At 63.6% G+C, this 17,012-nt stretch carries 8 protein-coding genes; 7 read left to right on the forward strand and 1 reads right to left on the reverse strand.

All coding sequences use genetic code 11. The features are described 5' to 3' along the window. Window positions 1–86: 86 nt before the first annotated feature. From mfd to PCO31010_RS03505, 7 genes are all read left to right on the forward strand, one after another. Complete coding sequence (gene mfd, locus PCO31010_RS03475) at window positions 87–3,560, forward strand: transcription-repair coupling factor (protein WP_150662988.1); 3,474 nt, start codon at window positions 87–89, stop codon at window positions 3,558–3,560. A 298-nt stretch (window positions 3,561–3,858) separates the two neighbouring features. Next, the gene (argE, locus tag PCO31010_RS03480; RefSeq protein WP_039397882.1) at window positions 3,859–5,073 is read left to right on the forward strand and encodes an acetylornithine deacetylase; all 1,215 of its coding nucleotides are present in this window, start codon (window positions 3,859–3,861) and stop codon (window positions 5,071–5,073) included. Between the two features lie 260 nt (window positions 5,074–5,333). Next, on the forward strand, window positions 5,334–6,620 hold the full coding sequence (locus PCO31010_RS03485; RefSeq protein ID WP_150662989.1) for an MFS transporter: 1,287 nt from the start codon (window positions 5,334–5,336) through the stop codon (window positions 6,618–6,620). Between the two features lie 119 nt (window positions 6,621–6,739). After that, complete coding sequence (locus PCO31010_RS03490; RefSeq protein ID WP_150662990.1) at window positions 6,740–7,768, forward strand: threonine/serine dehydratase family protein; 1,029 nt, start codon at window positions 6,740–6,742, stop codon at window positions 7,766–7,768. Window positions 7,769–7,780: 12 nt separating this feature from the next. Next, a complete protein-coding gene (locus PCO31010_RS03495; RefSeq protein ID WP_150662991.1) occupies window positions 7,781–8,806 on the forward strand; it encodes an ornithine cyclodeaminase family protein in 1,026 nt (341 codons plus the stop codon). 157 nt (window positions 8,807–8,963) lie between these two features. Continuing rightward, window positions 8,964–9,524 carry a cysteine hydrolase family protein gene (locus tag PCO31010_RS03500; protein ID WP_150662992.1) on the forward strand — a complete coding sequence of 187 codons (561 nt, stop codon included), beginning with the start codon at window positions 8,964–8,966 and terminating at the stop codon, window positions 9,522–9,524. A 44-nt stretch (window positions 9,525–9,568) separates the two neighbouring features. Beyond that, window positions 9,569–10,558 carry a GlxA family transcriptional regulator gene (locus PCO31010_RS03505; RefSeq protein WP_150662993.1) on the forward strand — a complete coding sequence of 330 codons (990 nt, stop codon included), beginning with the start codon at window positions 9,569–9,571 and terminating at the stop codon, window positions 10,556–10,558. A gap of 40 nt (window positions 10,559–10,598) precedes the next feature. On the opposite strand, the gene PCO31010_RS03510 is transcribed toward PCO31010_RS03505, so the two are convergent. Next, window positions 10,599–16,712 carry a hypothetical protein gene (locus PCO31010_RS03510; RefSeq protein ID WP_150662994.1) on the reverse strand — a complete coding sequence of 2,038 codons (6,114 nt, stop codon included), beginning with the start codon at window positions 16,710–16,712 and terminating at the stop codon, window positions 10,599–10,601. Window positions 16,713–17,012: the final 300 nt, after the last annotated feature.

Below are 17,012 nucleotides of genomic sequence, written 5' to 3' on the forward strand. Positions count from 1 at the left end.
AGCAGGGATTTTATAATAGACGCTGACTGTCACGGGGCCCCATGCGAGTGGAGCCCCGTGCTTTGCCATTTCTGCAACGTTTTCTTATGTCCTCCGCCAACGCCCTATCCCGTAATACCGTGCCTGTGCCGCTCGTAAAAGCGGGACAGCGTTACGCTTTCGCCGGCTCGCACGCATCGAGCGACGCCCTGCTCATCGCCCGCTATTTCGAAGAGAATCGCGAGCGCCTGCCGTTGCTGGCCGTGGTCTGCGCGCAAGCCACGGATGCGCTGCGCCTTCAGCAGGAGCTGAAGTGGTGCGCGCCCGAAGCCCGCGTGCGCTTGCTCCCCGACTGGGAAACGCTGCCCTACGACACGTTCTCGCCACACCAGGATCTGGTCTCCGAACGTCTCGCCACGCTGCACGATCTGGGCGAGAAGCGCTGCGATATCGTGCTTGTGCCCGCAACCACGGCGCTCTATCGCATGGCACCCGCCAGCTACATGGCGGCCTACACGTTCTTCTTCACGCAGGGCGAACGGCTCGACGAAGCGCGTCTGAAGTCGCAATTGACGCTCGCGGGCTACGAGCACGTGAGTCAGGTCATGCGCCCCGGCGAATACTGCGTGCGAGGCGGCCTGATCGACCTCTACCCAATGGGCTCGGTACTGCCGTACCGTCTCGATCTGTTCGACGACACCATCGACAGCATTCGCGCGTTCGATCCCGACACGCAGCGCAGCCTGTATCCGGTGAAGGAAGTGCGTCTGCTGCCCGGCCGCGAATTCCCGTTCGACGAACCCGCCCGCACGGCCTTCCGGGGCCGTTGGCGCGAAGTCTTCGAAGGCGATCCGAGCCGCAGCCCGATCTACAAGGACATCGGCAGCGGCGTGCCGTCGGCCGGTATCGAGTATTACCTGCCGTTGTTCTTCGAAGAGACGGCCACGCTGTTTCACTATCTGCCAGCCGACGCGCAACTCGTTTTCGTCGGCGATCTCGACGCGGCCATCAACCGCTTCTGGAACGACACCCGCCAGCGCTACAACTTCCTGTCGCACGACCGCGAGCGCCCGGTGCTGCCGCCGGAGCAACTGTTCCTGCTCGATCAGGACTTCTTCACGCTCGCCAAACCCTTCGCTCGCCTGACGCTGCCCACACCCGGCGACGGCAGTTGGGCGATTCCGCTGCCGCCGTTGGCCATCAACCGTCGTGCGGACGATCCGCTCGCCGCCCTGCGCGCCTATCTGGCACGCACGCCCGCGCGCGTGCTGCTGTGCGCCGACTCAGCTGGCCGTCGTGAGACGTTGCTGCAACTGCTGCACGACAACGACCTGCGCCCGACAAGCGTCGAATCGCTCGAAGACTTTCTGACGTCGGACAAGCGCTTTGCGATCGGCGTCGCCCCGCTGGCCGCCGGTTTCCTGTTGCCGACGGAAGACCTCGCCTTCGTCACCGAGAACGAGCTTTACGAAGGGCTCGCCCGCCGTGCGGGTAAGCGCCGCCAGGAGCAGGCGACGTCGGTCGACTCGATGGTGCGCGATCTGGCCGAGCTGAAGGTTGGCGACCCGGTCGTCCACAGTCAGCACGGCATCGGCCGCTATCACGGTCTCGTCAGCATGGATCTCGGCGAAGGCGAAACCGAGTTCCTGCATCTCGAGTACTCGGGCGACAGCAAGCTGTACGTGCCGGTCTCGCAACTGCATCTGATTTCGCGCTACAGCGGCGCAGATCCGGACACCGCACCGCTGCACTCGCTCTGCTCCGGCCAGTGGGAGAAGGCCAAACGCAAGGCCGCGCAGCAGATTCGCGACACCGCCGCCGAACTGCTTAACCTTTATGCCCGCCGTGCCGCACGCTCGGGCTATGCGTTCGAGCTGTCGCCACGCGACTACGAGAAGTTTGCGGACAGCTTCGGCTTTGAAGAAACGCCGGATCAGGCAGCCGCCATTGCCGCCGTGATGGGCGATATGACGAGCGGCCGTCCGATGGACCGTCTGGTCTGCGGGGACGTGGGCTTCGGCAAGACCGAAGTCGCTCTGCGCGCCGCGTTCATCGCCGTACTCGACGGCAAGCAGGTCGCCATTCTCGCCCCCACGACGCTGCTGGCAGAACAGCACGCGCAAACCTTCTCCGACCGCTTTGCCGACTGGCCGGTGCGCATCGCCGAGCTCTCACGCTTCAAGACGACGAAGGAAGTGAACGCGAGCGTGAAGGCGATCAACGAAGGTCAGGTCGACATCGTAATCGGCACGCACAAGCTGCTCTCGAACGACATCCAGTTCCAGCGCCTCGGTCTTGTCATCATCGACGAAGAACACCGGTTCGGTGTCCGTCAGAAAGAAGCGCTCAAGGCGCTGCGCGCCGAAGTGGACATGCTCACACTGACCGCCACGCCGATCCCGCGCACGCTGGGCATGGCGCTCGAAGGTTTGCGCGATTTCTCGGTGATCGCCACTGCGCCGCAGAAGCGTCTGGCAATCAAGACCTTCGTGCGACGCGAGGAAGACGGCGTGATCCGCGAAGCCATGCTGCGCGAACTCAAGCGCGGTGGGCAGGTGTACTTCCTGCACAACGAGGTGGAGACGATCGAGAACCGCAAGGCGCAACTCGAAGCGCTCGTGCCCGAAGCACGCATCGTCGTCGCCCACGGCCAGATGCACGAGCGCGATCTCGAACGCGTGATGCGTGACTTCGTGACACAGCGCGCCAACGTGCTGCTGTGTACGACCATCATCGAGACCGGTATCGACGTGCCGACGGCCAACACGATCCTGATGCATCGCGCCGACAAGTTCGGTCTGGCGCAACTGCACCAGTTGCGCGGGCGCGTGGGGCGTTCGCACCATCAGGCCTACGCCTATCTGCTCGTGCACGATCCGAAGTCGCTCACCAAGCAGGCGCAGCGCCGTCTCGAAGCCATTCAGCAGATGGAAGAACTCGGCGCGGGCTTCTACCTCGCCATGCACGATCTGGAAATTCGCGGTGCTGGCGAAGTACTGGGCGACAAGCAGTCCGGGGAAATTCACGAAATCGGTTTCCAGCTGTACACCGACATGCTGGCAGACGCCGTGAGCGCCCTCAAAGCCGGTCGCGAGCCGGACCTCACCGCCCCGCTCGCCGCCACGACGGAAATCAACCTGCACGTGCCTGCGATTCTGCCGAGCGACTACTGCGGCGACGTTCAGGAGCGGCTCTCGTTGTACAAACGTCTCGCTAACGGCACGCACCCCGACGCCATCGACACGATTCAGGAAGAACTCGTCGACCGCTTCGGCAAGCTGCCGCAACAGGCGCAGGCGCTTATCGAGACGCACCGGCTGCGACTGCTCGCCAAACCGCTTGGCATCATCAAGATCGACGCCAGCGAAGAAGCCATCGCACTGCAATTCGAGCCGACGCCCCCCGTCGACCCGATGCGCATCATCGAACTGGTACAGAAACACCGCCACATCAAGCTCGCCGGACAGGACAAGCTGCGCATCGAAGTGAAGCATGCGCAACTCACCGACCGCGTTCGGGCGATCAAGGAAACGCTGCGCGCGCTGGGCTCACCCGGCGCATCCGGCAACAAGGCGGCCTGAGTTTCATTACGTCTCATTTCGTCGCCACGCACACGATGCTTGCCCGGAACACCGCGAACGCCAAATAAAACGAGCAAATCTCGTGTGCACCGCAGCAATTTCCACGTCACCGCTTTTACGCACGTCCGGGCAAACCCGCGCCCGGCGTGCGTTTTCCCGCGAGGCAAGAATGGTTGTTCACACAACCTTTTACCTCTAAATTATTTTTGAGTAACATTTCCCAGTAGCAATACGTATTCAACGTGATCGACGCATTGAACGTATTGATCGTATGACTGGAAGATTCCCGGAGATTCGAATGACAAGCGCTTCCCAAGCTATCGCCCCGCAGGCCACCAACGAGGCTCAGCCGGCATCGGTCGACTGGATCTCGAAGCTGGTCAGCATCGACACCACGAGCCGCGAATCGAACCTCGGCCTGATCGAGACGGTGCGCGACAGCCTCCAACACGCCGGTGTCGAACCGTGGCTGTCGTACGACGCCACGAAGCGCAAGGCCAACCTGTTCGTCACCCTGCCCGCTGCCGATGGCAACACGCAAGGCGGCATCGTCCTCTCGGGTCACACCGACGTCGTGCCGGTCGACGGCCAGGCCTGGGACACCGATCCGTTCAAGCCGGTGGTGCGCGACGGCAACCTGTATGGCCGCGGCACGTGCGACATGAAGGGCTTCATCGGCTCGGTCATGACGATGCTGCCCCAGATGCGCGACGCCAAGCTCAAGACGCCGTTCCATTTCGCCTTTTCGTATGACGAAGAAATCGGCTGCGTGGGCGCGCCCGTCATGCTCGCCGAACTGCGCGAGCGCGGCATCCGCCCGGACGGCTGCATCGTGGGTGAACCGACGAGCATGCGTGTGATCGTCGCGCACAAGGGCATCAACGCTTACCAGTGCTGCGTGCGCGGTCATGCAGCGCACTCGTCGCTCACGCCGAAGGGCTCGAACGCCATCGAGTACGCCGCTCGCCTGATCTGCTACATCCGCGATCTGGCCGATCACTTCAAGCAGAACGGTCCGTTCGACGAACTGTTCGACGTGCCGTTCACCACGGCGCAGACGGGCACGATCTCGGGCGGCATCGCCCTGAACACGATTCCGGCCCTGTGCGAATTCGTCTTCGAATATCGCAACCTGCCGGGCGTGGACGCTGAGGGCATCTTCGCGCGCATTCAGGAATACGCCGTGAACGAGCTGGTGCCGAAGATGCAGAAAGAGCATCCGAACGCAGGCATCGAGTTCAAGAAGATTGCGGCTGCCCCGGCACTCGACGCCTCGGAGCAGGACGCCATCACCCAACTCGTGCGTGCGCTCACCAAGGACACCGACAAGCGCAAGGTCGCCTACGGCACCGAAGCAGGTCAGTTCCAGCTCGCAGGCGTGCCCTCGATCGTGTGCGGCCCGGGCAACATCGAACAGGCCCACAAGCCGAACGAGTTCGTGTCGCTCGAACAGATCGCGCAGTGCGAGTCGTTCCTGCAAAAGCTCCTTCGCAGCAACACCGTCGGCGCCTGAGCGTGAATACCGGCCCGGATCGCTTCGGGCCGACGCAACATTTCAGGGACGCGGTCGGCGCGAGCGCCGTCCAACCGGGCCGTATTCCGTTCGACGGATGCGGCCCGTTGCCTTCGCAGCAAGTGCATTACCGGTTTCAGGCAAGACCCAAGCAGTACGAATGAAGCACGCAGTAACAGACGCCTAAAAAAAGGGCGCACAGGACATCCATCCGCAAGATAACAAGTACGTACGCCAGACAGGTTTTGGAGATCTCGCCCATGAGCGCAAGCGCAGCCCCCAACGCGACGGCACAGGCCGGCCGCACTTCCCCACACGCCTGGCGTGTGATCGTATCGGCCTCGATCGGTAACGCGCTCGAATGGTTCGATCTCGTGGTGTACGGCTTCTTCGCCGTGACCATCGCGAAACTGTTCTTCCCGACCGGCAACGATACGGTGTCGCTGCTGCTCACGCTCGGTACGTTCGGGGTGTCGTTCTTCATGCGTCCGCTGGGCGCTATCGTGATCGGCGCGTACGCCGACCGCGCGGGACGCAAAGCCGCGCTCACCCTTTCGATCCTGATGATGATGGTCGGCACGCTGCTCATCGCGATCATGCCGACGTACTCCGCCATCGGTGTGCTCGCGCCGGTGGGCATCGTCATCGCTCGTATGGTGCAGGGCTTCTCCGCCGGTGGTGAGTTCGGCAGCGCAACGGCGTTCCTCGCCGAACACGCGCCGCAGCGTCGCGGCTTCTTCTCTAGCTGGCAGGTCGCGTCGCAAGGTCTCACGACCCTGCTGGCGGCTGGCTTCGGCGCATTGCTGACAGGCAACCTTTCACCCGAGGCGATGGCCTCGTGGGGCTGGCGCGTGCCGTTCTTCTTCGGCTTGTTGATCGGCCCGGTGGCGTACTACATTCGCCGCCGTCTGGACGAGACGCCCGAGTTCCTCGACATCGAACCGACGCAAAGCCCGCTGCGCGACACCTTCACCGACCAAAAGGAACGCCTGCTGCTCGCCATCGGCGTGGTGGTGATGGCCACCGTTGCGACGTACCTGGTGCTCTACATGCCGACGTACGCCGTCAAGCAACTGGGTCTGCCGTCGTCGGCCGCCTTCTCGGCGGTGCTGCTCACCGGCGTGGTGCAACTGATCGTCGCACCGATCGTGGGTCACTGGTCGGACACGCACGGTCGTATCAAGCCGATGCTGGCAGCCGCCGTGGCGCTGCTGGTGCTTGTCTACCCGATGTTCCGCTTCCTCGACGCGAACCCGACATTCGGCTCGCTGATGGTGTTCCAGATCGTGCTCGGCCTGCTGATGACGACCTACTTCGGCGCGCTGCCCGCCCTGCTCACGGAACTGTTCCCGGTGCAGGTGCGTACCACGGGCCTCTCGCTCGGCTACAACATCGCGGCGACCGTGTTCGGCGGCTTCGCACCGTTTATCATCACGTGGCTGATAGGTGCTACGGGCAACAAGCTCGCGCCGAGCTTCTATCTGATTTTCGCAGCGCTCATCAGCATTACCGCGCTGCTGCGCAGCCGTAAGATCGGCATGCGCTGAGTCCGAGCATCGGTGCAGTGATGTAGCGATACGGGGGCTGGCGACGTTGCCTGCCCCGTATCAGACCGAGATTGCACCGACATCGCATCGGATTCCCTAACTACGGAGACACAGTCCAAGTGACGCAATCGACCCCTGCCCTGCACGACGAGACCATCGACGGCCAGCCCGTCCCGACGAAAGACACCATTGCCGCGCTGCACGAGAAGCTGCTGCCCTACGTGCGCACGACGCCGGTATTCACCCGCCGCGATTTTCCGACGCTCGGCAACACGGAAGTGACGTTCAAGTACGAACTGTTGCAGGCGTCGGGGACGTTCAAGGCACGCGGCGCATTCTCGAACCTGCTCTCGCTCGACGATGCACAACGCAAGGCAGGCGTCACGTGCGTATCCGCTGGCAACCACGCCGTGGCAGTCGCTTACGCGGCGCAGGCGATGGGTGTGGCCGCCAAGACGGTCATGCTCAAGACGGCCAGCCCGGCCCGCTCGTCGCTGTGCCGCGAGTACGGCGCCGACCTGATTCTCGCGGAGAACGTCCATGAGGCGTTCGAGATCGTCAAGCGCGTGGAACAGGAAGAAGGCCGCTATTTCGTGCATCCGTTCAACGGCTATCGCACGATTCTCGGCACTGCCACGCTCGGCTACGAATGGATGCAGCAGGCCCCGAACCTCGACGCCGTGATCGTCCCCATTGGCGGCGGCGGTCTGATCTCGGGTGTCGCCACCGCCATCAAGCTGTTCGCGCCGCACGTGAAGGTCTACGGCGTGGAGCCTGCCGGTGCCGACGCTATGGCGCAGAGCTTCGCGCAAGGCGGCCCGATCAAGATGGGACCGATGACGGGGATCGCGGACAGTCTTATGGCGCCGCACACCGAGTTGTATGGCTACACGCTGTGCCGTCGTCACATCGACGAACTGGTGACTGTCACCGACGACGACATGCGCGCGGGCATGCTCACGCTGTTCCGTCAGTTGAAGCTGGCGGTGGAACCGGCGTGTGCGGCGGCGACAGCTGCGTTGATGGGCCCGCTGCGCGACAAGCTCATGGGCAAGCGCGTGGGTGTCCTGCTGTGCGGGACGAACACCGATACCGCGACGTTCAACCGCCACATCGAAGCCGCCCTCGCCGCCGAAGCGAACGGCTGACAAGGATTCCCAATGTCCGCGACTGTTTCCTCGCCGCCCGTTCTCCTGCTCGACGCGGCGCAAATTGCCGCGCTCATGCCGGTGGCCGATGCGATCCCCGTCATGTCCGATATGTTCGGCGCGCTCGCGCGCGAGCAGATTCACCTGCCGTTGCGCCAGATCGTCCGGCCTCCCGAGACGCTCGGCGCAAAGGGCTTGCTGGGCATGATGCCCGCGTTTCTAAGCGCAACGGTGTCCGGCACATCGGTCTACGGCGCGAAGGTGGGCACCTTTTTCCCGGGGAACAGTTCGCATGGCAAGGATCCTCACCAGGGGTGCGTGCTGCTAATGAGCGGCGAGACGGGCGAACTGCTCGCTGTCATGAACGCCGCCGAGATCACAGGCATTCGCACCGCCGCAGTCACGGGACTGGCGACGCGTCTGCTCGCCCGACATGACGCTTCCCGTCTCGCCCTGATCGGCGCTGGCCATCAGGCGCACTGGCATCTTGCCGCGCTTGCCGCCGCGCGCCCGCTGCAACATGTGCGTGTGGCAAGCCGCTCGCTCGCCTCAGCTCAGGCGTTCGTCGACAAGGAACAGCCGAATTACGGCTTTCGCCTTGAAGCGGCGCAGAGTGTCGAGGCGGCCGTGCGCGACGCCGACATCGTGGTAACGGTGACGAACTCGACCGATCCGGTGCTGCAAGCGGAATGGATCGCACCGGGCGCCCACGTCAATCTGGTGGGCAGCAGCACCCCGCGCCATCGCGAGGCCGACACGTCGCTCATGGCGCGTGCGCAACTCTTCGTCGACCGTCGCGAATCGACGATCAACGAATCGGGTGACTATCTGGCCGCCGCTGCCGAAGGCCGCATCGGGCCCGACGACCTGCTTGCCGAGCTCGGTGAGCTGGTCATCGGTACGCACGCGGGACGCACCGACGCCGAATCCGTCACGCTCTTCAAGTCGCTCGGCATGGGCGCGCAGGACGTTGCACTGGCCGCTGCGCTCTATCACCGAGCGCAAGCGGGGAACGTCGGCGTACGCGCTACGATTTAAGACGCGAGTCAGACGCGAGGGGCTTGTAGAAAAACGCTGGCATGAAGTGAATCCCAATGTCTGAATCCGTCCGATTCTGGTCGTCGCCGGGTCTATTGGAACGGATGGGAGACACGTAAGATGGCTCCATCGTCACCCACGTAATGGAGTCGCCATCATGTCGCAAGCCCAGCAAACGTCGCGCACTGCCCTGCTCGTCATCGATGCTCAGGAATCGTTCCGCACCCGCCCCTACTGGCGCGAAGACGACCTCGCCGAATACTTCGCCCGTCAGCAAGCGCTCGTCGATGGCGCCGTGGCGCGTGGCGTGCCTGTGGTGCAGGTCTTCCACATTGGCTCCGGTGCGTTTTCCCGCGATTCCGGCTTCGTGCGTACGCTTGAAGAACTGCGCATTACGCCGGACTTTACGGTGGACAAGGTCAAGCACAGCGCGTTGGCCGGTTCCACGCTCGGCGCATGGCTCGTCGATCATGGCATCACCCGCCTGATCGTTTCCGGGATTCGCACCGAGCAGTGCTGCGAGACGACGACGCGTGCCGCCTCCGACGCCGGTTACGCCGTCGACTTCGTCACCGAAGCCACGCTCACGTTCCCGATGCAGCACCCGCGCACCGGTCGCGAACTGTCGGTCGAAGAACTCAAGGAGCGCACGGAGACGGTGCTCGTCGACCGCTTCGCGCGGATCGTGACGGTTGAGGAGGCGCTCGCGGCGGTGTAACGTTTGGGCTTCTCCGTCTGAATCCGTCCTAACCGGTGGTCGCAATGCCAAGACTTCAACCCGTGTATCTTCTCGCGATGCCGAATGCGCTGCTGCTCGATATCGCCGCGCCGGCCGAAGCCTTGCGCATCGCGAACCATCAACAGGACGAGATTCGGTTCGAACTCCATTACGTCGGCACGCAGCCGACAGTGGCAACGTCGATCGGCCTGCGCCTCTCGCCGCTCGACGTGCTGCCCGCTTCGGTGCCGGACAACGCATGGCTGGTTGTCACCGGCACCGTGGAGAAGCCGCTCCCGGTGCCGTCGGACGACACTTCAATCCCGACATCGGACGCCGAAGCGCAAGCCGTCGAATGGCTTCGTCGGATCGTCCGCCCGACGCATCAATTGGCATGTATCTGCACAGGCTCGCTGCTCGCGGCACGCGCGGGATTGCTCGACATGCTCGCCTGCACAACGCACCACGGCAGTTGCGACGAACTGCGCTCACTGGCACCGGGCGCACGCGTCGCGGACAACCGGCTCTATGTACGTGACGGCAACGTCTGGACGAGTGCGGGCGTCACCGCCGGTCTCGACCTGATGCTCACCCTCATCGCCGATGCGACCACCCCGCTCTGCGCAGCAGCCGTCGCCCGGCAAATGGTCGTGTACGCGCGACGCGCCGGTGCCGATCCCCAGTTGTCGCCGTGGCTCGAAGGCCGCAACCATCTGCACCCCGCCCTGCATCGCGTGCAGGATGCCGTTGCGGCAGACCCCGCACACGACTGGACCCTTGCCGCGATGGCAGACATCGCCTGCACCAGCGAGCGACACGTGACGCGTCTGTTTCGCGAACACGCGGGCGTCGCGCCCATCGACTACCTGCATCGTTTGCGCATCGCGCTCGCCCGCGAGATGCTCGGCAACAGTCATCTCGATCTCGAACACATTGCGCAACGGGCGGGATTCGGATCGAGTCGTCACCTGCGACGCGTGTGGCACAAGTTCGACGCGCTGCCGCCAAGCCGGGCGCGACGAGTCGCCGACTGACGTCTCATCCGCTGCGACGTACCGCCCACTCTCAAGGCGCTCACGGCGAAACACTCGACCAGAGAGGCACACGAATCAACGTGCCCTCCGGTATGAAGTCGCCGGGCAACATGCCGGGCAGAGCGGTGTAGGTGCGCGCTGCAGTGACTGCGGCGTCGGCCGAGTTGAAATCGACGTACTTGATGCACGGCGTCGCGCTGTCTCCATAGAGGTAAGCCCAATCCACCTCGCTCGCAACGCAGATATCGCCGGTGAGCCGCGGCGCATTTCCCAAAGTCCGCCTCGGCAGGAGATCGGCCACGACACGATCGACGTAACCACTCGTCACCCACGACCTGAACGTCTCCCCTACGCCCGTGCCGACCAAGGCAAACGAGACCGCAGGCTTGAACTGATCGGGTTCGGACCAGGCCAAAATCAGGCGATAGCGAATGTCCCTGAACCCATACCCGGCAAATATCTCGGTCGACGCTTCGAGCATGCTCGTCGTCGTATCGCCCAACACCCACCCACTCGTCCCAGCACGCTCGGCTTGCAACGTCGTCAGGCTCGAATGCGCGAGCAGCGCGCTCCTCAACACGGCAGGGTTCAGGCTCCCAGTCTCGAGTGCTTGCCGGATCGGCTCGGCGAAGACGCCCGGGGTGTCGCTCTGTATCCAGAAGTCGAAGAGCTTGCCATCGCGACGCCAGGCACCGACGTCGTCGGACCAGACAATATCGCCATCGACGCGCGTCAGATCGAACGACGTCAGATTGAAGCGCGGCGCAAGATCGGTTCCCGCATGAGTTGCCACGGCAACACGCCCCTCGCCCAGACTCAACATATCGTCGTACCCCCCTTGAGGGTCGTCGTCGGCAGAAGCCAGTCGCGCGAGAATGCGGTGGCCCCGGGGCACCTGTTGCAGCAAACGCGTACCGCTCAGTTTCACGAGTTGCGGCACCGTCGTCTGTCGCCCGCAAGCGCCGATTTGCCCGGGAACCTGTTCCCACATGCTGGCGAAAGCTGCGCCGAACTTTCCATCGCCCAAACCGCGTCCGGCGGCAAGCATCGCCGTCACGAATTCGGTATCTCCCATCCCTGACTCGATCAGGTTCGCAACGTCGTTGCTCACCCTCGTCAGGATGCGACACTGTTGCACCGGATCGACGAACCTGGTTGCAAACACGATCGCGTCGGCAAGACTTTCATCAGACGTTGTTCGCGGGAACACGTCATCCGCAAACTCTCTGATCGCCGTCCCGAGGTCATACGCCAGTTCGACGCTCGGGGCGATCTGTGGCCCGTCGACCGGCTCGTTGAGGTAGACGACATCCGACGCCCTGTGGGGCACCTCGCGGGTCACGCTCCGAATACCAGCGGTGAATGCCTCGGCGTCGGCACCCGGCAATACGCGCACGGCATGCGTCGTCAGCCTAAGAATTCCACCGTCCACCGTGTGTCCGTGTTGCGTGGCCCGCTCGACCCGATCGCGAAGATCGTCGATGATCCGGCGAGCGTCGCGATTGTCCGCGTGCGCATCGCTCGTCTGCACACCATCAAGCGCGACGCTCATCGCCTGACCACGCATGCGCTCGGTGACGTCGTCAGTCACGTGCTTCCCGATGAATCTTCGCAGCGGCTCGCTCGCGTCTGCCGGAACGCGCGGCGTCGATGTGCCCCCGCCTTCCCCATCTCCACTCACGATTATCGCTTCGCAAGTCGTCAACGAGAGGAGTAAGCAGCCCTCGTCGCCGATCGATCCGACGACTCCCGGTATCCGCACGGTGTTCACGGTGATCGGACGGAACGTCACGTCATCTTGTAGCGCGCGCAATATCAATCGGTGTTGCGCCGTCGGCGCCGATTGGGCAACGGGCGACGCCTGCAAATGCCAGAGCAGCAGTCCGCGTGTGACGCGCGAAACGACCTCTCCGAACGCGCGTCTGAACGTCGGCGCGTTCCAATAGGCCACCATCGCCGCAGGGGACGGCGTCGGCGCACCGACACTCGATGAGACGAGGCTTACAGGTGTCGAGGGTGTCGAGGGTGTCGAAGGTGTCGGGCTCATCGGGTTCACCGAGGCGACAGCAAGCGGCAATGAAACCCTGTTCGCTGGCGTCCCCGTCAAGGTCCCGCCGGGTACGAGACGTCCGGCTCGCGCATACCAGGCATCCACGAACTTCCCCCACTGGTCGAGCGCGCGCTTCGAACGACCGGCAGAGGACCGTAACCCCGAGCCGGTCTCGGCGGCGCGATTCGACGCGAGCTCAGGCGGCGCAGGCGGCGCAGGCGGCGCAGGCGTCGACGTGGAAGACGTTGGAAGCGTCGGCACTCTCGGCCAGATGCCATTCGCACTTTGCTCGGGTTGACGCCAGGGCGGCACGCGGTCGCCCAAGGGCTCGACGTACAGGAGCGCTTTGATGGAGCCGCACATGACGTGACCGTCGTCGAGAAAGGCGATGAGATCGTGCGAAACGCGTTCCATACGAAACACCGGCAATTCCGTGCGTCGCAAGATAGTGCCGACAATGTCGTCGGTAGCGGCGCCCAACAGCTTGCCCGATCCACTCGTCACTGCCGCAAAGAACATGGTGCCGTCGGGATACGTCAGCGCGACGCAGTAGCCTTCGGGTAATCGCATCAGCTCACGTTGCGTCATGACCTGCCTTCGCCCGGCCCCAAGGAACCTGTCGACGTGCTGCTCGTTAGCCGTCATCGGTTCTGTTTGCGCACCGTCGGTGAGCAGATTCCGATAGGCCTTGATACCAGTGAATATGGTCCACGCCGGCTGCCGGTTGAGGGCGCCTTCACGACGCTCCGACTTGACGATGGCGCGCACGTCGTCAGCAAACTGTTTGCGCTGTTCGCTCACCAGTGGCCACGCCTCCATGAAGCTCCTGAGATGTGCCGATGCGACGCGGGTCGATTCCCGATCCCCGATGATCGTGTCAGCGACGGCGTCGAGCGTCGGGGAATTCAGCGCGCGCAGCATCATGGCCACCGCGTAAGACACCGACATCTCGCGATGAATGCGTTTGAGCTCTTCGAGATCCGCCGACTTCGCTCGTTCGGCGAGCAACGCGTAGGTGGTAAGGTGCGGCCCCACTTCGAACGCGAGCGTCATGATGGCGCTGGCGACACGTCCCTTGCTCTTGAAGGCCGCGATCATGGCGGGCCCCAACAGCTTCACGTAATTGAGCACAATATGCTGAACGCTGTTCAGGCGGCGTTCGTCGCGCACCTTTTGCGTGACAATCACCAGATCGCGATCACTATGCGCCCGACGCACTTTTGCAGTCCAAAGGGCATGGTGCAGAGACGGACATGTCTCGAACCTGAAATAGGGCTTGAGCGAGACTTCGTCATACAGTGCGTCGAATGGTCCCCGAGGCGATGGCGTCGTCGCCGCTTCGCCGATCTCCCGATTGGAAGGCGCACATGCCCAATGGCTCTTCGTGGACCCCGGGTCGATCTGATACCTCATGCGACTCCGGCGTAACGGACTCTCCAATCGCTGCAAGTCAATCGGCGACATGTGCAGGCTGATGAACTCCTGGAACTCCAGCGTCGCCTCGACACCTGGCCACCACCAGAAGTACGTCGCGTGTTTGATCGAAATCAGCAGCACCGCATTGCCGTCCGGCTGTTGCACGGAAAGCAAGTCCGCCAGTATTTCACCGTCGAACGAAATCAGCCGCACCGGCCCCTGACCGACTCTGACGCGCGTACGTGTTCCGACGGTCTGCGGATGTGGCGCCAGCATGGAGCTCCCTGCCCGGCTGCCAGGGGGCAACTGGCGCTCCCAATCGAACGACGTCGCGTTAAACAGCACGCCTGTGAATACCTCTTGCACATATCGTGCGTACTCGCTCATCAGTTCGCCCGACGCTTCCAGTGCACTGAGTTGCCGTTCGTCCCGCTTCTGCAATTCTGTTCGGAAGTCGTCCCGGTTCACGGCCATCAGCAAAGGAAGGGCTGCGTCATCGAGAACACGCAAGGATGCAACGCGCCTGTAGCCGCCGGTAATTTCGTACTCGTCCGAATAGTGTCTGCCTATCGCAACGTCGCGGACCGTGACACGTTTGGTCTCGTATTCTTCGGTAAATGAAAAGGTGAATCCTCGCGTGTCCGGCGAGCGTCCGGCCGTGACGTAGGTCACATCGACTTCGGCACTCCACGGCAATGCCGTGTGATACCCCAGGGCGGCCGCCCCCTTTCCCCCCTTCCCCCCCTTTTCCAGCTTGCGCAGCACCGCTTCCATTTGCTTTTCGATGACCGTCTTCGCCTGGCTGCGATGCCTTTCCATCACATTGGCGGACGCTTCGATAGCGTTGGTCGCGTCGACCAGATTCAGCATGTCTTCCAGCGTATCGGGTTCCGCGGTCTGCGCCAGCTCGATCCCCTCCCGCTGCGGGGCAAGGTGGTGGAAGGGCCGGAGGTCGCGCGGCACCCTGTGCGGCGCGTCGGTATCGACGGATCTCGACTCGGGAAGGTCCCCCCCCGAGCGAAAGCGGTTCCATATGAATGTGCCGGTGACCGCGCCAAGGCTCAGCACACCGGTGACCGGCAACCACCGGCGACGCCATGCACTCGGACTCAACGAAGCCATAGCGGCTTGCGAAGCTGCCGTCACGAGCCAATGCGTCGAATCCGGGCCGCCACGCCCTGTCGCGCTTGTTGCGCCTGTTGCGCCTTCTACGACATGCGACGACCGATTGCCCCCGGGGCGTGTCGCAACAGGTGGCGGCTCGCCCGCAAAGGCTGGCAAGCGACGCGGCGCGTTCGCAAGCGCCTGCGCATCCCATGCATCGCATTCGGCATACCATTGCGCCCGACGGCGCTGGGCGTGAGCCTCCTGAACCACGTTTCCGAACGGCGACAGCAAGTTCGCTCCTTGCGCCAGTTGCAACGCGGACTCCAGCGCTTGTACCCAGCCGGGTGCTTCGAAGTGAAACTGACTTTGCTCACGTTGCCGCGCCTTGCGAACCAGTTTTTGCCACTTGATGCGCGAAATCACGCCGGTCGGTGTCATCGGCGTCGGTCTTTCCCTGAGACGAAATTGCACCGTCGCGACAACGTCGAAGACATCTACCTCGGCGAACTTCTCGCCGAGTGTGGACATCAGGAATCGCAACTCGTCCGCCGTCAACGACGGCAGTAAGAGCGCGTAGGCAGACAGATGCTGTGCGCGATGCAAGGCTACTGCCGCGCGCTCCGACGGAACGGCGGCATACAGTCGCGCCGCCGCCACCAGTTCCAGTGCGCCACACGCGAGCGCACCGGCCAGCGGCACAACGGCCCCCAACATCCCATTCCCTCCCCGGCATCCCGAGGCCTCAGCCTCGATCAGTCCGGTGGAAGGCGGCGACGCGTCGTCGCCCGACGTCACCGCAGACGAATGCAATACGTCTGATGCAAAGCCATACGTAAGCCCTGTCGCAGCGCCCGCAGCAACCGCCATCCATGAACCGCACCGCCACGCTACGTCGCCGAGGGTTGCGGTGGCGTCCGGCGTAAACGCCGGTGAGTCGCCAGCAAGGTGCGACTGCCACACCGTGACGGCGAAGCCGGGGTCCTCCGCCACCAGACGTGCCAACAACCCGGGCAGTGTCGACAGTAACGACGGATCGATGTCCTCCACCTCTGTCGCGACAACCGCTGCCAGCACCGCGTGCCAAAGGCCATCGCACGGCAGATCGCCGGTAGCCCATCGCGTCTCCCGGTGCACACGGATGCCAAAACGTCCGTCTTCATACAGTAGCGCTCGCATGCCGCCCACTTGCCCGACTTCCCCCTCATGCAGCACGAAGCCCGCCTCGCCCATCATTCCGGCCAACCGGGCCAGTCCGCGTTGCCGGGCAGCGTCGTGCAGGTCGTCGCGCCGATCCAGCAGCGCAAAGGCCATGACGGAGGACACCGGTCCCCAGTGCGAGGGCGCACGCAGCACCAGACCGCATACGACACGGGCTCGCGAGTCCTGCCCAGCCAGCGCCTCGGGAAGCACCGCTTCGATGGGCGCCGCTTGCGGCGATTCGTCGACGGCCGATCCGGCCGATGTCTCGTGCGTAAGCGTCTGACTGGACGACGCCCGCTGCAACCCGTCGTCAGGTGGCGACACATTGGACGAGGTGGCCACGTAGCTGGTCGGTTCGAAACGCAATGGCGATGGAAGCATCGGGGTACTCTCTCCTTCGGAGGATGATCGTTAGCAGCGCTTTGCGCTCCGATACTCCTGCCGGGGGCTGCGCCGCTGCGTTCACTTTTCGCCCAACATCGACGCATTGGGAAATGCGGCTCCCGGTGTCGCAACACGGTAAAATGCGGTTCCTTTCGCACGCGACGCCCCAAGACCGGGCGATTTCCACGCGACATTTGCGCAATCGATTACTTTCCATTTCAGATGGCTCACGACCTCGTCATATTGGGACCCCACACGGCCGCTAACCCCGGCTCGGGCGCAGCAACGCAACCGGCA

This window comes from Pandoraea commovens, assembly GCF_902459615.1.
In the GTDB taxonomy this organism is placed as follows: domain Bacteria; phylum Pseudomonadota; class Gammaproteobacteria; order Burkholderiales; family Burkholderiaceae; genus Pandoraea; species Pandoraea commovens.